The sequence below is a fragment of the Sphingobacterium multivorum genome (assembly GCF_039511225.1).
In the GTDB taxonomy this organism is placed as follows: Bacteria; Bacteroidota; Bacteroidia; order Sphingobacteriales; family Sphingobacteriaceae; genus Sphingobacterium.
The window spans coordinates 3,868,610-3,887,352 of sequence record NZ_CP154261.1; the positions used below are offsets into that span (position 1 = coordinate 3,868,610).

Annotated in this window: 19 protein-coding genes and 3 tRNA genes; 8 read left to right on the forward strand and 14 right to left on the reverse strand. The window is 39.0% G+C overall.

Annotation, left to right across the window (positions count from 1 at the left end; genetic code table 11):
• The first annotated feature begins 49 nt into the window (after positions 1 to 49).
• A complete protein-coding gene (gene purH / locus AAH582_RS16290; protein ID WP_343318695.1) occupies positions 50 to 1,576 on the forward strand; it encodes a bifunctional phosphoribosylaminoimidazolecarboxamide formyltransferase/IMP cyclohydrolase in 1,527 nt (508 codons plus the stop codon).
• Between the two features lie 54 nt (positions 1,577 to 1,630).
• Here purH and AAH582_RS16295 read toward each other — a convergent pair whose 3' ends face one another.
• Complete coding sequence (locus tag AAH582_RS16295; protein WP_053003880.1) at positions 1,631 to 1,999, reverse strand: YkvA family protein; 369 nt, start codon at positions 1,997 to 1,999, stop codon at positions 1,631 to 1,633.
• Positions 2,000 to 2,302: 303 nt separating this feature from the next.
• Here AAH582_RS16295 and AAH582_RS16300 point away from each other — a divergent pair, with 303 nt between their 5' ends.
• Positions 2,303 to 3,013, forward strand: a complete 711-nt coding sequence (locus AAH582_RS16300; protein ID WP_046675462.1) for a DUF4397 domain-containing protein — start codon at positions 2,303 to 2,305, stop codon at positions 3,011 to 3,013.
• Between the two features lie 87 nt (positions 3,014 to 3,100).
• On the opposite strand, the gene AAH582_RS16305 is transcribed toward AAH582_RS16300, so the two are convergent.
• Positions 3,101 to 3,406 carry an FtsB family cell division protein gene (locus tag AAH582_RS16305; RefSeq protein ID WP_070567789.1) on the reverse strand — a complete coding sequence of 102 codons (306 nt, stop codon included), beginning with the start codon at positions 3,404 to 3,406 and terminating at the stop codon, positions 3,101 to 3,103.
• 231 nt (positions 3,407 to 3,637) lie between these two features.
• Here AAH582_RS16305 and lpxB point away from each other — a divergent pair, with 231 nt between their 5' ends.
• A complete protein-coding gene (lpxB, locus tag AAH582_RS16310) occupies positions 3,638 to 4,753 on the forward strand; it encodes a lipid-A-disaccharide synthase (protein WP_343318699.1) in 1,116 nt (371 codons plus the stop codon).
• A gap of 57 nt (positions 4,754 to 4,810) precedes the next feature.
• Positions 4,811 to 5,446, forward strand: coding sequence for a hypothetical protein (locus AAH582_RS16315; protein WP_046675459.1), 636 nt, complete (start codon positions 4,811 to 4,813; stop codon positions 5,444 to 5,446).
• A gap of 66 nt (positions 5,447 to 5,512) precedes the next feature.
• On the opposite strand, the gene AAH582_RS16320 is transcribed toward AAH582_RS16315, so the two are convergent.
• Genes AAH582_RS16320 through AAH582_RS16330 form a run of 3 tightly spaced genes read right to left on the reverse strand, consistent with a single transcriptional unit; the run spans position 5,513 to position 8,587 of the window.
• Complete coding sequence (locus AAH582_RS16320; protein WP_343318702.1) at positions 5,513 to 6,592, reverse strand: DUF3810 domain-containing protein; 1,080 nt, start codon at positions 6,590 to 6,592, stop codon at positions 5,513 to 5,515.
• A 20-nt stretch (positions 6,593 to 6,612) separates the two neighbouring features.
• The gene (locus AAH582_RS16325) at positions 6,613 to 7,671 is read right to left on the reverse strand and encodes a nucleoid-associated protein (RefSeq protein WP_046675457.1); all 1,059 of its coding nucleotides are present in this window, start codon (positions 7,669 to 7,671) and stop codon (positions 6,613 to 6,615) included.
• Between the two features lie 10 nt (positions 7,672 to 7,681).
• The gene (locus AAH582_RS16330) at positions 7,682 to 8,587 is read right to left on the reverse strand and encodes a histone deacetylase family protein (protein ID WP_286753750.1); all 906 of its coding nucleotides are present in this window, start codon (positions 8,585 to 8,587) and stop codon (positions 7,682 to 7,684) included.
• 157 nt (positions 8,588 to 8,744) lie between these two features.
• On the opposite strand from AAH582_RS16330, the gene AAH582_RS16335 reads away from it, so the two are divergent.
• Genes AAH582_RS16335 through AAH582_RS16345 form a run of 3 tightly spaced genes read left to right on the forward strand, consistent with a single transcriptional unit; the run spans position 8,745 to position 11,472 of the window.
• Positions 8,745 to 9,386 carry a YceH family protein gene (locus AAH582_RS16335; RefSeq protein WP_046675455.1) on the forward strand — a complete coding sequence of 214 codons (642 nt, stop codon included), beginning with the start codon at positions 8,745 to 8,747 and terminating at the stop codon, positions 9,384 to 9,386.
• Positions 9,387 to 9,392: 6 nt separating this feature from the next.
• Positions 9,393 to 10,583, forward strand: coding sequence for an MFS transporter (locus tag AAH582_RS16340; RefSeq protein WP_046675454.1), 1,191 nt, complete (start codon positions 9,393 to 9,395; stop codon positions 10,581 to 10,583).
• 1 nt (position 10,584) lies between these two features.
• Entirely contained in the window at positions 10,585 to 11,472 is an 888-nt protein-coding gene (locus AAH582_RS16345) for a DUF72 domain-containing protein (protein WP_343318707.1), read from the forward strand.
• Between the two features lie 120 nt (positions 11,473 to 11,592).
• Here the strand turns inward: AAH582_RS16345 and eno are convergent, their stop codons facing one another.
• From eno to AAH582_RS16390, 9 genes are all read right to left on the reverse strand, one after another.
• A complete protein-coding gene (gene eno / locus AAH582_RS16350) occupies positions 11,593 to 12,888 on the reverse strand; it encodes a phosphopyruvate hydratase (RefSeq protein WP_046675452.1) in 1,296 nt (431 codons plus the stop codon).
• A gap of 211 nt (positions 12,889 to 13,099) precedes the next feature.
• Positions 13,100 to 14,200: a glutamine-hydrolyzing carbamoyl-phosphate synthase small subunit gene (gene carA / locus AAH582_RS16355; protein ID WP_046675451.1), complete on the reverse strand. Its 1,101-nt coding sequence runs from the start codon at positions 14,198 to 14,200 to the stop codon at positions 13,100 to 13,102.
• Positions 14,201 to 14,427: 227 nt separating this feature from the next.
• Complete coding sequence (locus AAH582_RS16360; protein WP_053003879.1) at positions 14,428 to 14,739, reverse strand: DUF2752 domain-containing protein; 312 nt, start codon at positions 14,737 to 14,739, stop codon at positions 14,428 to 14,430.
• Positions 14,739 to 15,095 (reverse strand): TM2 domain-containing protein, encoded by a 357-nt coding sequence (locus AAH582_RS16365; RefSeq protein WP_046675450.1) that lies wholly within the window; start codon positions 15,093 to 15,095, stop codon positions 14,739 to 14,741. The genes AAH582_RS16360 and AAH582_RS16365 overlap by 1 nt, the downstream gene beginning before the upstream one ends.
• A 527-nt stretch (positions 15,096 to 15,622) precedes the next feature.
• Positions 15,623 to 16,621: a GTPase ObgE gene (obgE, locus tag AAH582_RS16370; protein ID WP_046675449.1), complete on the reverse strand. Its 999-nt coding sequence runs from the start codon at positions 16,619 to 16,621 to the stop codon at positions 15,623 to 15,625.
• 36 nt (positions 16,622 to 16,657) lie between these two features.
• On the reverse strand, positions 16,658 to 17,227 hold the full coding sequence (locus tag AAH582_RS16375; protein ID WP_046675448.1) for an adenylate kinase: 570 nt from the start codon (positions 17,225 to 17,227) through the stop codon (positions 16,658 to 16,660).
• Positions 17,228 to 17,301: 74 nt separating this feature from the next.
• Positions 17,302 to 17,375 (reverse strand) — tRNA-Arg (locus tag AAH582_RS16380).
• A 169-nt stretch (positions 17,376 to 17,544) separates the two neighbouring features.
• Positions 17,545 to 17,618: transfer RNA gene (locus tag AAH582_RS16385), tRNA-Arg, on the reverse strand.
• A 27-nt stretch (positions 17,619 to 17,645) separates the two neighbouring features.
• A tRNA-Arg gene (locus AAH582_RS16390) sits at positions 17,646 to 17,719 on the reverse strand.
• Positions 17,720 to 17,907: 188 nt separating this feature from the next.
• Between AAH582_RS16390 and AAH582_RS16395 the strand changes: the two genes are divergently transcribed.
• Positions 17,908 to 18,741 (forward strand): alpha/beta fold hydrolase, encoded by an 834-nt coding sequence (locus AAH582_RS16395; protein ID WP_046675630.1) that lies wholly within the window; start codon positions 17,908 to 17,910, stop codon positions 18,739 to 18,741.
• Positions 18,742 to 18,743 lie beyond the last annotated feature (2 nt).

Below are 18,743 nucleotides of genomic sequence, written 5' to 3' on the forward strand. Positions count from 1 at the left end.
ATCAAGATTTTAAATACCTATCTTTGCGCCACGAAACAAATCCATCATAATGAACCATCCTGTAAAGATTAAAAATGCATTGGTTTCAGTCTATTATAAAGACGGCCTCGCTCCTTTAGTTGAATTATTAAACAAATACGGTGTTACCTTCTATTCCACTGGTGGAACAGAAACATTTATCAAAGATTTAGGTATAGATGTTGTTCCAGTTGAAGACCTCACCAGCTACCCTTCTATTTTAGGAGGCCGTGTAAAAACATTGCATCCAAAAGTATTTGGCGGTATCTTAGCGCGCCGCCCGCTTGAGTCGGATCAACAACAGCTTGCTCAGTATGAAATACCTGAGATCGATTTGGTTATTGTGGATTTGTATCCTTTTGAAGAAACTGTTGCTTCCGGTGCATCGGAACAAGATATTATCGAGAAAATAGATATCGGTGGAATTTCATTGATACGCGCTGCCGCTAAAAACTTTAACGATGTAGTTATTATCTCTTCCAAAAATGATTACAAAGAATTGGAAGAAATACTAGCAAACCAAGAAGGTAATACGTCGTTGGAACAACGTAAAGAATTTGCTAAACGTGCATTCAATACATCCTCGCATTACGATACGGCAATCTTCAACTATTTCAATCAAGAAAATCCGCTTCAGGTTTTTAAACAATCTGAGCAAAAAGCACAGGTGTTGCGCTATGGTGAAAACCCGCACCAAAAAGGCATTTTCTTCGGCGACTTAGATAAGATGTTTGATAAATTAAACGGTAAAGAGCTATCTTACAACAATTTGGTTGACGTTGATGCTGCCGTTGCCTTGATTGATGAGTTCACAGAGCCTACATTCGCGATCTTAAAACACACAAATGCTTGTGGGGTTGCCTCACGGTCAACAATCAAACAAGCTTGGTTAGATGCTTTAGCATGTGATCCTGTTTCAGCTTTCGGTGGAGTCTTAATAACGAATGGACAAGTTGATGCGGCAACAGCTGAAGAGATCAATAAATTATTCTTCGAAGTGTTGATTGCACCTTCTTATTCTGAAGAAGCGATCGCCATACTTACCGCAAAGAAAAACAGAATTATTTTGGTTCGTAAAGAGGTTACATTACCTAGCCAACAGTTCAAAACTTTATTGAACGGCGTCATTCTTCAAGATAAAGACAATACGATTGAAGGCCCTGAACAAATGGTTACGGTAACGCAAGTAGAGCCAACTGCTGAACAACTGGAGGATCTTTATTTTGCAAACAAAATTGTAAAACACACCAAATCAAATACAATCGTATTTGCTAAAAATGGTACTTTGTTAGCTTCAGGCGTAGGGCAAACTTCTCGTGTAGATGCATTGAAACAAGCTATTGAGAAGGCAATTTCTTTCGGTTTTGACCTTAAAGGCTGTGCGATGGCATCTGATGCCTTCTTCCCTTTCCCTGATTGTGTGGAGATTGCTTCGGAAGCTGGAATAGCAACGGTGTTACAACCTGGTGGTTCAATCAAAGATCAATTATCAATTGATATGGCCAATGAAAAAGGAATTTCCATGGTGACAACAGGTGTTAGACACTTTAAGCACTAATTGAACTTCAACAATAAATAAAGAAAGCTACTTTAGAAAAGTAGCTTTTTTTATTTATCTCGTTTCGACAGGAAACTTTGAACGCTTGTACTGTTCCATCTCAGCGCTGAGTTTGCGAATCGCATAACCAACAATGGCCACATCATCTATCCACCCGCCCACGAGAATAAAATCGGGAATTGCATCAATCGGCGAAACCACATAAAGTATCGTTCCAATAATAATCGATAAATTCCATTTGTCCATTTTATACTTCCCCGTAATGGTGTCCTTACACATCGCAATTAATACGTTGAAGTCGTCCATATAGCCTCCTAGATTCCTCGCTTTTGCCTCCGCCTGTACAAATTCAGATTCCGTAATTTTACGATGCCTAAACTGCTCAAACATTCCCTTCGCAATTCTTTTGATTCTATTGTTCATACTTCAAAATTAGGATTACTAGTTTAACAATCCAAATCCTCGCGCTAAACCAAACACGAACCAGAATCGGATTGCACAGCGAACATAACCAATTCCTTCCCTTCACACGAACTAAATTTTACTTGGAACCAACCAACTACTTTAAATACTCATTTACAAGGGTCATCGGAATAAAAAACGAGGTCTGAATATGGATTTTTATTATTTTTACAAATCGCTGTAGCAAAGTGTCAGTCATCTCCGTATAATAGACAACACAAGCGCAATGTGAGTCACAAAAACAAATTTTAATATTACACGGTTATGAAAAACTATAGATTATTTAATTTTATTGCTATTGCTTTAGCGGCATTCTTTTTAACAAGCTGTCTAAAAGATAACGATGACCAGCCAATTCCTGCCGCATTGCTTACCATGGTTAATGGATACACGGATGCCAATGCAGTTATATATTTTGCAGACGGCGGTCCGCTTCAAAACCCTAATTATCCATTGGGATTCAAGAGTTATGCTCAAATTGGGCTATTTACAGGAGCACGTAGAATTGCAGTCTCCGCTGAATATAACACGAAATTAACGGATACAACTGTAACAATCAAAGATAGCACCATCTATACATCCTTTTTATTTGGAACTAAAGCCAAACCTGTACAGGTTATCACAACAGATCGAATCAATAAAGACATCAAAAATACAGAGTCTGGTTTACGCTTCTTTAATCTTGCTGAAGGTACAGATTTAGTTAGCCTGAAAATAGGCGATCAGGCTTCCCCTTCAGAATGGACCAATAGAGCACAAGAAACACAAAATTCAGCAAGTGCCCATCAGGGATTTATTGCTCAAAAGAGTGGTACATTCACTGTCACAGCTCGTGATAAAGCCGGAAAAACTATCGCAACACGCAGCGACATTAAATTGGTTGAAGGTTATTATTATTCATTAATACTCATAGGCAAGGCTAATGATGAAAAAAAACCTTTATATATTGGTCTAGTAGCCCAAGCCGCAAATTAAAATACCCATATCTATATACTATATAACAACGGCCGTCATGTAAACATGATGGCCGTTGTTTTTTCATTTTATACTATATTGTAGATCTTAATGATTCTCTTTAGGTGCTACTTTAGTAATCACATAAATATCTTCATTATCTTTTTTCATCTTATACTTCTCACGTGCAATACGTTGCACTTCCTGCGGATTTGATCGAATATCGTTTATTGTTTTAATGATAGCCGCATTCTCCTTGAGGTAGAAGGAGCGTTCACTTTCCAAATTCGCTTTCTGCTTTTGATAACTATACTGCGTGGCAAAGTCATTTCGATCAAAAAACAACATCCACACGAGAAAAGCCAAAGCGGCTAACAAATACTTATTTCTTATTAAGGACCACAATCGTTGCATAAGACAAAATTACTATTTACCTTTTATACTTCCGATATTTTCTTCAAAACTTGAACATCTTTAATTAAAGATATGGAATAATATGTTCGAATTCATCATATACCTAGAATAATCTTATCTTTAACAGTTCAAAAACGATCATTTGAATGAAATATCCATGGTTAAGACTAAACGCAGTTTTAACGAAAAAAAGATATCTCATAGGATCATAAAGAATAAAATCATTGACATATGAAATACTATCTTATTGCAGGTGAAACTTCAGGAGACTTACATGGTGCCAATCTTATTAAAGCATTAAAAATTGAAGACCCCGATGCGACTTTCCAAATCGTAGGGGGCAATCTCATGCAAGCAGAGGCGGGAAAAAAAGCTTTGATACATACTTCAGAAATGGCCTTTATGGGCTTTATAGAGGTTTTAAAAAATCTGCCCAAGATATCTAGGAATCTCAAACTTGTTAAAAATGATCTATTGAAAGAAAAACCGGATACCGTCATTCTTATAGATTTCCCTGGCTTCAATTTGAAAATTGCTGATTTTGCAAAAAAAAATGGCATCAAAACATGTTATTATATTTCCCCTAAAGTGTGGGCCTGGAATCAAGGCCGCGTAAAGAAAATCAAACGGATTGTCGACCATATGTTTTGTATTCTGCCTTTTGAGGTAGATTTTTATAAAAAGTGGCGCATGCCCGTTGATTACGTTGGAAACCCGCTATTGGATGCGATTTCAGCCTATCAATTCAACCCAAAGTTCAGGGAGCAGCATGGATTTTCAGAAAAACCCTTGATCGCCCTTTTACCCGGAAGCCGCGAAATGGAAATTGCCAACCTCCTTCCCATCATGGCCGAACTTCCATTTTTCTTTCCTGTACATCAATTTGTCATTGCCGGTGCGCCTAATTTTGATGAAGCCTACTACAAGCAATTTTTTAAAGGTATTGATATTCCCGTAATTTTCGATCAAACCTACGACATTCTCCATAACGCAGAAGCCGCAGTCGTAACGAGTGGAACGGCTACACTCGAAACAGGTATCTTGAAAGTACCTCAGGTTGTCGTTTATAAAGCTAACCCAATATCGGTATGGATTGCCAAATTAGTCATCAAGGTTAAATTTATCTCACTAGTCAATCTAATTAACAATTTCTTATCAGTACGGGAATTGATTCAAGACGAATGCACGGCATACGATATCTCCTATGAAGTAGGTGAACTTATCAATAACAAAGCTCACCGTGCAAGTGTGATGGAAAACTATGATATTTTAGCCGAAAAGCTAGGTTCTCCTGGCGCATCAAAGAAAACTGCCAAATTAATTGTAAAATATCTCGCTAAATTTTAAACTCTTTTACCTTTTATTTGTCAAACTACTAGTTAGTTACAATTAATTAAAAGTTTTATGAAATTTAAATTTATTCTAGGCTTTTTTCTTTGCTTTGCAATGACCTTCACTGGTAAAGCACAAGAAACACAACATATTTCTAAACTGGAAATTGGCAAAAAAGCGAAAAAAAATATCGATAATAGAGACTCTACTGTTGTCATGCACATCGATACCTTAATCATGAAAGACAATTCTACCCTTTCGTTCTATGGTAAGAAAAATGTCAAGCTAACAATTGGTTATGCTGAAATTGGAAATAAAGCAACCATCTATGGAACAGATGGAAAGAATAATGGTGCAAATTTTGACATCAATGCTAATTTTCAAAAATTAGGTTCTCTTTATATCATTGCAAAGGGAGATGACGCTTTTAATGGCACCAAAACTTTTCCGAATGGTAACGGAGGAAAAATTAAAGTCAATTTAACAACTGGTAGCCTTAAACCTCAGACAACAAATAAAAAAGCGCCTAATTATATTTATGGAGATGTTGCAGCAGGTGGGCGGGCTGTCAATGCAAACACGGACTTGAGAAACATCTATGATCGGATTAAAACCGCTCCCACCGGATTGAGAGGCTTGCCTCAAGGGCAAATTTATTCGGGCAGTGCCGGAACTGAAGGTACATTTGAACTAATTTCAACACAATAACAAAATTCCTTAATCCATAAAAAAGGCGTATTATTCTCTAATACGCCTTTTTTAATGGGCTCATTATTATCTACAGCCTCTTCTTTTAAGCTCATAGGCCAACACCAACCGTGTCATCCGATCGTATCGCGCTATGCCTTCCTGTTGATTGTTGTGCTTGAGGTATTGATTATAAAACAATCCCATCACATCGTCAACCCAACCCGTATACTGACTCCAGAAATACCTTTCTTTTTCCATATCGTTCAATACTTTTGCGCTTAATCTTCTCTTGTAATCTTTTCCTAAATCAGGATACATGCCCTGCAGTTCACGTAGCATATACAGTGTGGTCTGTAGATAAGCCGAGTATCGGTAAAAGGTTTGTGGATGTCGCTGTAAGCGAACAAAAGCGATAAAATTCGCCTCGTCTTCAAAACCAATTCCCTGTTGATGCGCAAGTTCATGCACTGTAGTAAAAGGTAAAAAGGTTACTGGCATGGCTTTATTGACATGTGCTTCATGAGTAAATGGATTAAAATAACCCGAGACACCAAAAAAAGAGACTATCCTGCTATTTATGGGTGATTTTGCCCTAATTTGACCTCTTGACAGGAAATCTGCAAAAGCCGTATCCTGTTGTACCCATATATTCAAATCCCTTTGAATAGTTTCTTTATGCTCTTCCCATTCGGATGGATCCACATGTTCCCGCAGATTATTTGTACTGTCCAAAAACCCATTCAAAACCACGAGATAATCCGCTAACTTTAAGCTATCAACTTTCAAATTGGCATTTATACTGATTGGTTCACGATAGTAATTCATACCCCATGATAGGTAAAAGAAAAAATAGAGACCTAGTACCAAATTGATCACAGTCAAAACCGAACGAAAGGAACTTTTCCATCTTCCTTTCCATAAATTTCCGATTAATTTAGCAATTGAATAGAGTAGAAATGAAACGACTAGGACATAAAATAGATCACCTAAACTAAAGGGAACATACCCAAAAATAAATCTTGGCACATGACTATAGGAACGGTAAAACCCGCGTGCATAAAACGCCTCAATCCATTGGCTATATTGCTCAACCAAGGAGAAAATAAAAATTCCAATCAGAAGTAATACTACCGTGAAAACAGCTATTTTATCGCGTTTCTCCATTCAAATAAGCTATAAAACGATTAACTTTCGTTCTCAAAATAGACCTTGTAATAATTCATGCCTTTATCCTCATCGTACCCCTTCTCAAGATATTCACGTTTGCCATGAACATAGATATGAAAATTCTTATCCAGCTTTAAAACAGACTTATAAGAAGATTCCATTTTTTTCACCGCTTTATCCGCTATTTCAAAACTTGCCTGAAATGGAGAGTCAAATTCGTCTTCAAAACCCGCTTTAAAGTCCTGAAATAAAGCAATAGCCTGCGGATTGCCCAGTACTTCCTCCTCAAACTCTTCTTGGACAAAAGTTTCCTTTTCCTTAAAGTAATTCATGGATTTGTTCATCAAATCAATTTTGTCCGCTTTCTCCAGTTCAAATGTCTCATCTAGTTTTTCCTGAACAAAGTTCTTATAGACTTTTAGATAATTCCCTGTTTGATTGAAGTTATCGTTACGCACGCGCAGCTGTAGAAACTCATCTTTCCAGTATACTGCCTCCTGTTGACGGTTTGTCTGATCGAGAACCAGCACCTTATAACCTTCTTCTTCTTCTACATTGATAATAATACAGCCTTTGTCCAGTTTATTTATATTGATCGCCTCCTGCTCATATTCCAACATAAAAGCACCTTGCTCCGGATATACTTTCAGATAAGTCTCTTTATTCTCAGATTTGAATATACCAATAGCATCATGTTCTTCCCCTTCGATCTGTACATTCTTTAAGGCAACGACATATACCTCCCCAGCTTTAATTTTAGGATGGTTGGATACCTCATAAAGGTGTTTTGAAATTTGTTGGGAAAAATCGTGAAATGGAAGCTGCTCCTTGAAATACTGTCTTGCAAAATAGAAAATCTCATTCAATTCCAGCTCTCCATTCGGATGATATAAGCGATATACCTCATTCACCTTTGCAAAAGGACTCATAAAATACTGCATCAATAGTCCAGGTAACACTTCATCTCCTTCAAGAGATACCGGAGCATCCGACAAAATATAAAATTCATCTTGCGCTTTATTGCCTACACGATGAATGGATAACGCTTCAAAAGTTGCATCTTGGTGAAAAAACATATTTCTTATCTTATAAATTATATAAATCTATTGCTATTCTAAAAGTCTGGCAATGTGCATTGACAATATCTTTAATTTCAGGAGAATAACCTCCGCCCATACTTACCTGAACAGGGATATGGTGTTTATGGCACATATGAAAGACCAATTCATCTCTTCGACGACAGGTACTGCTGCTTAAATTCAATTTCCCCAGCTTATCTGTTTGCAAAATATCTACTCCAGCCTGATAGAAAACGAAATCAGGCTCAAATTTCCGGAACACATCAACCAAATTTTCTTCCAATAAAGTGAGATATTCCGCATCAGTAACCTGATCTTCCAAGCCGATATCCAAATGGGAACGCTGTTTGACAAAGGGATAGTTTTTTTCGCCATGCATTGAAAAGGTAAACACCTGATTATGCCCCTCAAAAATATGCGCAGTACCATTTCCTTGGTGTACATCCAGATCAATAATAAGGATACGACCTGCATAGTTATGCTTCAACAGGTACCCGGCGGCAGTCGCTTGATCGTTCATCAGACAGAAGCCTTCACCAAAATCATAACCGGCATGATGTGTCCCCCCTGCAATGGTAAAAGCAACACCATACTCAAGTGCATATGCGGCGCTTCGGATCGTCCCATCTAAGATATATCGCTCCCGATCAACAAGGCTTTGACTTAATGGAAAACCTATTCTACGGATCATTTTCGAATCCAAAGTAAGCTCAAACAACTGCTTTACATACACTGGATCATGGACCAAACAGCATGTCTCGAAGCTTGCTAGTTCAGGACTGAAAAAACTTGACTCATCTGCCAGCCCTTCATGTTTTAACTGTAAAGGAATCAACTCGTATTTCAGCATCGGAAATCGATGCCCCTCTTTGACGGGATGGACAAATTCTTGACGAAAAGCTATCTTAAGCACCTTAAAATCTTCTATTACTCATGCGAAGATAAGAAAAAGATCTTTTGGAGTTGTAGGAGAAAAAGGGCATCTTTGAGAAGGAACAAACTGCAAGCCAATGTTACGTTGCATAACAGCATACTTGTATTCAATCATAAATTTATATTCTTCAAGATAAATGGAAACAACTCATTTGCCCCAATTGTCTGCCATGGAACAACGTGTACTAGGCTCACTAATCGAAAAATCAAAAGTAACCCCAGAATATTATCCAATGACAATCAACAGCTTACAAGCTGCTTGTAATCAAAAGACTTCCCGCAAACCGGTTGTACAATATACAGAAGAAGATATTATCGCTACATTGGATATATTAAAGAAAAAGGGCTTAATCTCGACAGTTGTTGGCGGAGGATCTCGCGTAACAAAGTATAAACACAATTTTGCCATACAATTTCCACTGGTTCCTTCCGAATTAACCATTGTTTGCTTATTACTACTCAGAGGACCAATGACCGCGGGGGAAATTAATTCAAACTCTGGAAGACTTTATGAATTTGAATCATTGGGTGAAATCAATGAGCAATTGGAAAAATTGGCACAAGAAGGGTACTTGAAGTCCCTGCCTAAACAAATAGGGCATAAAGAAGTCCGCTACATTCATTTATTAGGAGAAATCAACCTGGAAGCGTATGAAAATAGCGTTCCTACAGGCAGCTCCTCGAACGACCAGATCTTACTCGAACGAATTGGACAATTGGAACAGGAAGTTGCAGCATTGAAACAGAAATTTCAGGATCTCTGGGATGAATTACATTAGTCGCTCATGTCGCAAACAATAGATTCCGAAAACGAAATATCCAAAGCAACCTTGTGGCTGATGACCATCGCCACAGGCTTGGTTGTCGCCAATAATTATTACAATCAACCACTATTGGACCTGATTGCCAAAGACCTACATATTGACGAGGCCATGGTCAGTAATTCGGCCATGTTAACGCAGATCGGATATGCCTTTGGCCTGTTACTGATCGTCCCCTTAGGGGATATGTTTAAGCGAAAAAAAATGATCTTGATCGATTTCTTTTTCATTATTTTTTCTTTAGTCGGTATGGCCATGTCCACTTCTATCCTATCGATCTTGCTGTTCAGCTTTCTGATAGGTTTCACCTCCGTTATTCCGCAGGTTTTTGTGCCCATGGCTGCTGAGCTTGCGAGCAAAGAAAAGCAGGCTTCAGCGATCGGAATGGTCATGTCGGGTCTGCTGATTGGTATTTTACTATCTAGGGTTGTAAGCGGTTTTGTCGGCTCCTACTTCGGATGGCGCGAAATGTACTGGATAGCCTCAGCAATTATGGTCATTACAGCCATCGCCATAGCGATCAGGCTACCGGAGGTACTGCCAAATTTTAAAGGTTCTTACCAGGAATTGATGCGATCAGTCTGGAACTTTGCCAGAAAACAACCTGTATTACAGTTGGCTGCATTTCGTGGAGCTATGGGATTTGGAGCTTTTTCCGCATTTTTTACAACGCTTGTTTTCCATCTTTCGGCCCCACCTTTTTTTGATGGCCCCGCAACTGCAGGAGCCTTTGGTCTCGTAGGTGCCTGTGGTGCGCTTGCCGCTGCTTTTGTCAATAAACTAACCATTTATATAGGCAAAGCAAAAATCATCTTATATGCGATCTTATTGATGTTATTCAGCTGGTTATTATTTACCCTCTTTGGCTATACCTATTGGGGGCTCATTCTTGGTGTTATTCTCATTGATCTTGGTCTACAGTCTATGCACATCCTAAATCAAAGCGATTTCTATGCGCTAAACCTCGGGGCCAACAACCGACTAAACACCGTATATATGGTCAGTTATTTTATTGGCGGATCAACAGGCACTTTTTTTGCTGCACAAGCATGGCAACACTTCCAATGGCCCGGTGTTATTGTCGTAGGCACATGTTATACGGTATTGGCACTGTTGGCTCATCTATTATTTGATTATAAATTAAGAAAAAACTAATATGAAATTCGGCCAAGTTGAACATCCGGAGGAAATCGATTTTACCCTTCCTCCTACTCCACCGGAAACCTTAACCTTATTACAGCATTTCAAAAACAGTCAACCTTTTGAGGTATTTGTAGGCTGTGCAAAATGGAATAAACAAGATTTAAAAGGCTTTTACCCCAGAGGTACAAAAGACGAACTTGCTTATTACTCCACGCAATTTAACAGCATTGAACTCAATGCCACATTCTACAATTCGCCTGGCATAGACCAGGTAGAAACCTGGAAAAAGAAAACACCTGCTAACTTCAAGTTCTTCCCAAAAATCCCACAATCCATCAGCCATTTTAGCAGATTATTAAATACGGGTGATAAAGTAAAATTGTTTACGGATTCCATTGTTCATTTCGATGAGAAACTGGGAATGGCCTTTTTGCAGATGCACGACAATTATAGTCCAAAGGATATGGCCCGTCTAAAACTATTTCTTCATGACTGGCCAAAAGAAGTCCCACTAGCCTTGGAAGTACGAAATAAAGATTGGTTTTCCAAACCCGAAGTAACAAAAGAACTCTATGCACTGTTGGAGGAAACCAATGTGACCAACGTACTGGTCGATACCGCAGGCCGTAGAGACATGCTCCATATGCGCTTAACCACACCGACTGCTTTCGTACGGTATGTAGGTGCCAACCACGCATCAGATTACGATCGCCTGGATCAATGGATCGATGTGCTGAAACTATGGCGCGAAAACGGGTTGCAAAAACTGTATTTCTTTATCCACCAGAATATTGAGATAGAATCGCCATTACTGGCAACACATTTTATCAAAAAACTGAATACAACATTCGATTTGGATCTAACCTATCCCAACAAAAATACAGGAAATACATTATTCTAGGTCAGGATATCAGTTCCGGTGCTAAAGGCAACTAGAGAAAAGATCATTGAGCATATTTTGCCCACAAAAAAAGCCGAAGTAGAAAATACTTCGGCTTTTTATATAAAAATATGCTAAAGCTTATTTTTTAGCGTATTTAAAGTTTTTACCGATGAAACGTGCATTACCACCCAATTCCTCCTCAATACGTAACAATTGGTTGTATTTAGCCATACGATCAGAACGTGAAGCAGAACCAGTTTTAATCTGACCACAGTTCAGTGCTACAGCTAAGTCAGCGATAGTCGCATCTTCAGTCTCGCCCGAACGGTGTGACATCACAGAAGTGTAACCAGAATTTTGAGCCAAAGTAACCGCATTGATTGTTTCAGTCAATGAACCAATTTGGTTTACTTTCACTAAAATTGAGTTCGCTGTATGTGTATCGATTCCTTGTTGAAGACGTTTTGTATTGGTAACAAAAAGATCATCACCCACCAATTGAACATGGTCACCGATTTTGTCAGTCAATGTTTTCCAACCAGCCCAATCATCTTCAGCCATACCATCTTCTATAGAGATAATAGGGTATTTAGCTGTTAATTCAGCCAAATAGCTTGCTTGTTCTTCGCTAGAACGCACAGCACCTTTATCACCTTCAAATTTAGTATAATCGTATTTACCATCTTTGTAGAACTCAGAAGAAGCACAATCCAACGCTAAACAAACATCTTGACCAGGTTTGTAACCGGCAATTTCAATCGCTTTCAAAACTGTTTCGATGGCATCCTCAGTACCTTCAAAAGTTGGCGCGAAACCACCTTCATCACCTACTGCAGTTGAAAGACCTCTGTCATGTAAGATTTTTTTCAACGTATGGAAAACCTCAGTACCCCAACGCAAAGCCTCGGAGAATGAAGGCGCACCCACAGGCATGATCATAAATTCCTGAAATGCGATAGGTGCATCAGAGTGTGAACCACCATTGATGATATTCATCATAGGAATAGGTAACGTGTTCGCATTTACACCACCGATATAACGGTATAATGGTTGACGTGACTCTTGTGCAGCAGCTTTCGCTACAGCTAAAGAAACTCCTAAAATAGCATTTGCGCCTAAGTTTCCTTTATTTTCGCTACCGTCTAAATCAATCATGATTTTATCGATGGCATTTTGCTCGAAAACATCTACACCTTCTAGCGCTTTTGCAATTTTAGTGTTTACATTCTCAACAGCTTTCAAAACACCTTTTCCTAGATATTTTGACTTGTCGCCATCACGTAATTCTACTGCTTCGTGAATACCAGTTGAAGCACCTGAAGGAACAGCTGCACGACCAACAAAACCATTTTGTGTAGTAACATCTACCTCAATTGTAGGGTTACCGCGCGAATCCAAAATTTGACGCGCATGAACATCGATAATTAAACTCATCTCTTTATTAGACTATAATTTATTTGCATTACTTAGTGTAGATAAGACACACTCTTGTCTACAGACATTTTTCACAATCAAATATAATAAAAAATGTATTTATTCCCCTATTTATTGTGAATAAATTATGCTCCATCGGCATAACTGTTCAACTAAAAACAATAAAAAACCCTTCAAAATCTGAAGGGTTCTTTGTATAATATTGTACAACTTAGTTTTTGATCATTGCTACAAAATCATCAAATAAGTAGCGCGAGTCATGTGGACCCGGTGATGATTCTGGATGATATTGCACCGAAAATGCTTTCTGTCCTTTGATACGGATACCTTCAATAGACTGATCGTTCAAATTAACGTGTGTAATTTCGACGTTCTCAGAATTTTGAATATCCTCAGCAACAACACCAAAACCGTGGTTCTGCGACGTAATTTCACAACGGTTGGCGATAATGTTCTTCACGGGGTGGTTGATACCACGGTGTCCATTATGCAATTTGCTTGTGCGGATACCATTTGCCAATGCTAAAATCTGGTGACCTAAGCAAATACCAAACATCGGTTTATTTGCGTTTAAAATAGCTTTTACAGTCTCGATAGCATAATCCATCGGCGCTGGATCGCCAGGGCCATTGGAAATGAAATAACCATCCGGATTCCACTGCTCCATTTCTTCAAATGTTGTCTTCGCAGGAAAAACCTTTGTATATACATCACGAGCCTCAAAATTACGCAAGATATTTTTCTTGATTCCCAAGTCCAAAACCGCTACACGCAACGAAGCATTTTCATTCCCGAAGAAATAGGGCTCGGCTGTCGTTACTTTTGAAGACAATTCAAGTCCATCCATGGAAGGAACCTGTGCCAACTGACGTTTTAATTCTTCAACATCCAATGTTTCTGAAGAAATAATCGCATTCATCGCCCCCTTATCACGAATATGGCGCACCAATGAACGAGTATCCACATCAGAAATACCAACTAAATTTCCTTCTTCAAAGTAGCTTTGGATCGATTCATCAGCCATTTTACGGCTGTAGTTGATGTTATAGTTTTTACAAACTAACCCCGCAATCTGAATTTGATTTGATTCGGTATCATCCGCATCAATACCATAGTTACCAATATGCGCATTGGTTGTTACCATGATTTGTCCAAAATAAGATGGATCTGTAAAAATCTCTTGATAACCGGTTGTTCCTGTGTTAAAACAGATCTCCCCAGTAGTCGTACCAATTTTACCAGCGGCTTTACCGTGATAAACTGTACCATCTTCTAAAACTAAAATTGCAGGCAATTTGCTGTAGTTGGTCATTATCGATGTAATATTATAAAATGTGTATCCTTACTTTTATGAATTTTAAAGCCTTCTTGACTGGATATAAAAAAAGCCCTCAAATGGGCTAAATATCAATTAACAATGCATCATCACGATTGACAAACCGTTTCCTAAGGCACCTACCAGTAAAGACTCTACTTTAATTTTCACGGGAGACAAAGTTACGACATATCACTTATAAAGTGAAAATATTTTTTATTTTTTTATCCTTCCGTTGAATGGACTTCCCGAAACCGAATAAAGTCCCTCAAAATCAACAGAGTCAATAGCGGGACAAGCATATAAATCAACGGGTTTTCTAGCCAAGCTTCCTTCCATTCCATCCGCAACAAGGCGATAAAGGCTCTTGTCAGCCCACAACCGGGACAATCAGAACCACTGATACTCTTCCAAAGACAGGGAATAAGGATATGGATATCTGTAAAAAGGTACAAGCCAATGGCAACCCCGAAATACCCCAACACCAACGAATATATCCAATGACATTTAAGGTATTTCAGGACGAGCAAAATCATTAATTATTGTTGATTGGACTCTTGATATAATTGCCGTTGGCATCTTTATATTTTCCGACAATAATCATAATCAAATCGATTAGATACCAGATACCACATCCCCCCAAGGTAAGCAGCTGAATAACAGCCGTACCAATTTGCCCCAAGTAGAATCGATGCGCTCCAAAAGGGCCCAGAAAAAAACAAAATAACAGTGCTGGTAACCACCTGTCGTCCTGAAAGGTGTTGTTTTGTTGTTGAAAAGGTTGGTTAGCATAAAAAATAGGCTGTCTCACACCACAAAATGGGCACACCTCCGCCTTGATATTGATTAACTTACCGCACTCTACACAATACTTTTCGTCTTCTGTTTTCATTTAGATTTAGTTTGGCGATGGAACTAAAAAACATTCGTCCATCAGGGATTAAATAATAGGTTGAAATTAATAAAAAAACTTAAAAAACATACATTTTTTGGAGCACAATGCTTTGCGCTGGTTCATCTTCCCGTTAAAATGACCTATTACCACAGAACAGCGATCTTTTTGTTAGGTAAACGCAGCCTCTTCCTTTTTTTCTTTTAATTTTTAGTTGCAGAAAATAAGAAATACAAAGAGATCAAATCAGGTTTTTTAACAGTGCTTGTTCAGAGTTCGTCCAGTGCTTGCTCAGTGAAGACTGAATAAGCACTGAACAAGTACTGACTAAAACTGATTGAAAACTGGTATTATGAATAAGTTAGTGGCTGGATGAATCAGTTATAATGTGTTTCTTAAATCAGCCAGTTGCGGCTACCACTAAAACTGGGGGTACAATAAAAGTTTAAGGGCAGCAATCCGTAATTAACATAAACAGAAAAGGCGCTTCACGGTGTGGAGCGCCTTTTCTGTTTATGTATTTAAACTTAAGAGTTGATTGCCTTCCAGATCATATCTTTCAATGGCAATATATTTTTACCTGTCACCGAAGAAATGAAAATATAAGGTACATCTTCCGGTAGCTCCTGCTCCATTTCCTTCTCCAGCTCCTCATCAAGCATATCAGATTTGGTAATAGCCAGCAATTTGGGTTTATCGGCCAATTCTGGATTATACGCAGTCAGTTCATTCAATAGAATGGCGTACTCCTCACGGATCGTCCGGTCTGTATCAGCCGGCACCATAAACAACAAAACAGAATTTCGTTCGATATGTCGCAAGAAACGGTATCCTAATCCTTTTCCTTCGGAAGCCCCTTCAATAATGCCCGGGATATCGGCCATAACAAAGGAACGGTTGTCCCGGTAGCTCACCATACCCAAATTAGGCACCAGTGTTGTAAAGGGGTAATTCGCGATTTCTGGTTTTGCAGCAGAGACCACCGACAACAACGTTGATTTACCCGCATTCGGAAATCCAACCAATCCAACATCAGCAAGAACCTTCAATTCGAGAATCATCCACTGCTCTTTCCCCGGAAGACCAGGTTGCGAAAACCGTGGTGTCTGTTGTGTCGGCGACTTAAAATGCCAATTGCCCAGCCCGCCTTTTCCACCCGGAACCAATATTCTGGTTTCACCGTCTTCTGTGATATCGAACAATACCTCTCCCGTCTCCGCATCCTTTGCAATCGTACCCAGTGGCACTTCCAAGATCTCATCACGTCCAGTTGCCCCGGTACGCAAAGAACTGCCACCAGACTCACCATTTGAGGCGATAATATGCTTACGATATTTTAAATGGAGTAAGGTCCAGAGATTAGTCGTTCCTTTCAGTATAATATGTCCGCCACGACCGCCGTCACCACCATCGGGTCCACCAGTCGCGGTGTGCTTGTCACGGTGCAAATGAGCCGAACCTGCCCCACCATGTCCAGAACGACAACACACTTTCACATAATCAACAAAATTCGAACCTTGCGCCATTACAGTTTATTACAGTCTAAAAAATACTTATCTTAATTAATAATTATCGATGATATCTGTCAAACTTTTAAAGATAGAATCGATATCGCCGATACCATTCACTTTAGAAAGTTTGCCTTGTGCCTCATAGTACGGCAACACATGAATCGTCTTGGTGAAATATTCATCAATACGCTTCACCAATTTATCCGCATCATCATCCGCACGGCCAGAAATTTCCTTCCGTTTAGCGATGCGTGCTTTCAATTCATCCTCATTCACATCCAGTGCGATCACAACCGAGATTGAAGTATTGATACCTTCTAAAAAAGCATCCAATGCCTCAGCTTGAGCAACAGTACGAGGAAATCCATCAAAAATAAATCCTTTTGCATCTGGATTTTTCTTCACTTCCTCTTCCAGCATTGCTATCGTAATCGAATCTGGCACTAAATTTCCCTCAGCAATAATCTGGCTCACTTGTTGACCAAGTGGCGTTTGACCTTTAATATGTGCTCTAAAAATATCACCGGTTGAAACATGAACCAATTGATATTTTTCAATAAGCTTTGCAGATTGGGTTCCCTTACCTGCACCCGGAGGGCCAAATATTACAAGGTTTAGCATAGTTTTATTTAAGAAATTAAAACGAGTTAAAAAATAAAAGCCTAATCACAGATGATGACTAGGCTTTTCAGTTGTGCGCTCCAAGGGAGTCGAACCCCTAACCTTCTGATCCGTAGTCAGATGCTCTATCCAATTGAGCTAGGAGCGCAATAAACCATTACGTTTAGAACTCTGTCCCATGTGTTTTGGTGACGCAAATATAGTCAGAATTCGTTCTTTTACAAATTTTTTTTCAAAAAGAAGTTCCCCCCTCCCAGCGACAACCTTGCAACAGCGCTAAAAACAAAAAGCCAATCAAATTGACTGGCTTTAATTTGTGCACTCCAAGGGAGTCGAACCCCTAACCTTCTGATCCGTAGTCAGACGCTCTATCCAATTGAGCTAGGAATGCCTTTTTAACATACAGAACCTGTATTTGTGCGCACCAAGGGAGTCGAACCCCTAACCTTCTGATTCGTAGTCAGATGCTCTATCCAATTGAGCTAGGAGCGCTAGGCAACCAAAACAAATCCGTTATCCTTTTCCGTTTTGGTGATGCAAATATCGTTATATTTATCGATTTAACAAACATTTTTTCTCTTTTTTAAACTTTATACAACAACATTTCTTTTATCTCGTTGATAATATTATATTTAAAATATCAACTTTTTTTTTTCAGACACGGACAAATGTTAGCATTCATGAGCAAAAGAGAATTAAAACTCAGCAAAATTCGCATCGGAGATATCAGTATCTCCTATTATCTTCGCCCCAGCAAATTATACCCCGCTCCAAAAACAGTCATTTTTATCCATGGTTTTCCCTTCAACAAAAATACGTGGAAACAACAGCTCCTGCAACTCGACGAAGATTATATGGGCATCGCTATTGATGTTCGAGGACATGGCCTAAGTACCAACGGTCATGGTTTTTTCTCCGTTGATGTTTTTGCCAAAGATCTCGTGGAATTTATTCGTAAACTCGACCTCAATCATGTTATCCTTTGCGGAATCTCGATGGGGGGCTATATCGCGCTCAGGACTTATGAACTGATCGGACAACAGCTTAAAGGACTTATCCTCTGCGACACAAATTCGCTTGCCGACGACAACAAAGCCAAACAAAAGCGTTTTGATTCCATTCAGGCTTTATTAAAATATGGCAGAAGACCGTTTGCCATTGGCTTTATCGCAAATGTGTTTCACGATAAAACAATCCGTGAAAACACTGAAGCTGTTGAACTCATCAAAAGCTGTATTCGCAGAAATGAGGTTGCCAGCATTTGTGCAACTCAACTTGCTCTCGCTTCACGAACAGATACAACCCATTCGCTGAAGACGATTATTATTCCAACACTGCTCATAAAAGGGAAACACGACAAGATGATGAGCGAAGAACAAACCAATATCCTTATTGAAAATATACCAGACGTCCGCTATATGGAGTTTGAAGAATCCGGGCACTTGCCAAATCTCGAGGAACCCGAAAAATTCAACACCGTGCTAAATGATTTCCTACGAAATATACCACAATAACA

What these genes read in the sequence shown, in the direction of transcription:
- purH (WP_343318695.1), top strand. Translation starts at nt 50, where the DNA reads ATGAACCATCCTGTAAAGATTAAAAATGCATTGGTTTCAGTCTATTAT.
- AAH582_RS16295 (WP_053003880.1), bottom strand. Translation starts at nt 1,999, where the DNA reads ATGAACAATAGAATCAAAAGAATTGCGAAGGGAATGTTTGAGCAGTTT.
- AAH582_RS16300 (WP_046675462.1), top strand. Translation starts at nt 2,303, where the DNA reads ATGAAAAACTATAGATTATTTAATTTTATTGCTATTGCTTTAGCGGCA.
- AAH582_RS16305 (WP_070567789.1), bottom strand. Translation starts at nt 3,406, where the DNA reads ATGCAACGATTGTGGTCCTTAATAAGAAATAAGTATTTGTTAGCCGCT.
- lpxB (WP_343318699.1), top strand. Translation starts at nt 3,638, where the DNA reads ATGAAATACTATCTTATTGCAGGTGAAACTTCAGGAGACTTACATGGT.
- AAH582_RS16315 (WP_046675459.1), top strand. Translation starts at nt 4,811, where the DNA reads ATGAAATTTAAATTTATTCTAGGCTTTTTTCTTTGCTTTGCAATGACC.
- AAH582_RS16320 (WP_343318702.1), bottom strand. Translation starts at nt 6,592, where the DNA reads ATGGAGAAACGCGATAAAATAGCTGTTTTCACGGTAGTATTACTTCTG.
- AAH582_RS16325 (WP_046675457.1), bottom strand. Translation starts at nt 7,671, where the DNA reads ATGTTTTTTCACCAAGATGCAACTTTTGAAGCGTTATCCATTCATCGT.
- AAH582_RS16335 (WP_046675455.1), top strand. Translation starts at nt 8,745, where the DNA reads ATGGAAACAACTCATTTGCCCCAATTGTCTGCCATGGAACAACGTGTA.
- AAH582_RS16340 (WP_046675454.1), top strand. Translation starts at nt 9,393, where the DNA reads ATGTCGCAAACAATAGATTCCGAAAACGAAATATCCAAAGCAACCTTG.
- AAH582_RS16345 (WP_343318707.1), top strand. Translation starts at nt 10,585, where the DNA reads ATGAAATTCGGCCAAGTTGAACATCCGGAGGAAATCGATTTTACCCTT.
- eno (WP_046675452.1), bottom strand. Translation starts at nt 12,888, where the DNA reads ATGAGTTTAATTATCGATGTTCATGCGCGTCAAATTTTGGATTCGCGC.
- carA (WP_046675451.1), bottom strand. Translation starts at nt 14,200, where the DNA reads ATGACCAACTACAGCAAATTGCCTGCAATTTTAGTTTTAGAAGATGGT.
- AAH582_RS16360 (WP_053003879.1), bottom strand. Translation starts at nt 14,739, where the DNA reads ATGATTTTGCTCGTCCTGAAATACCTTAAATGTCATTGGATATATTCG.
- AAH582_RS16365 (WP_046675450.1), bottom strand. Translation starts at nt 15,095, where the DNA reads ATGAAAACAGAAGACGAAAAGTATTGTGTAGAGTGCGGTAAGTTAATC.
- obgE (WP_046675449.1), bottom strand. Translation starts at nt 16,621, where the DNA reads ATGGCGCAAGGTTCGAATTTTGTTGATTATGTGAAAGTGTGTTGTCGT.
- AAH582_RS16375 (WP_046675448.1), bottom strand. Translation starts at nt 17,227, where the DNA reads ATGCTAAACCTTGTAATATTTGGCCCTCCGGGTGCAGGTAAGGGAACC.
- AAH582_RS16395 (WP_046675630.1), top strand. Translation starts at nt 17,908, where the DNA reads ATGAGCAAAAGAGAATTAAAACTCAGCAAAATTCGCATCGGAGATATC.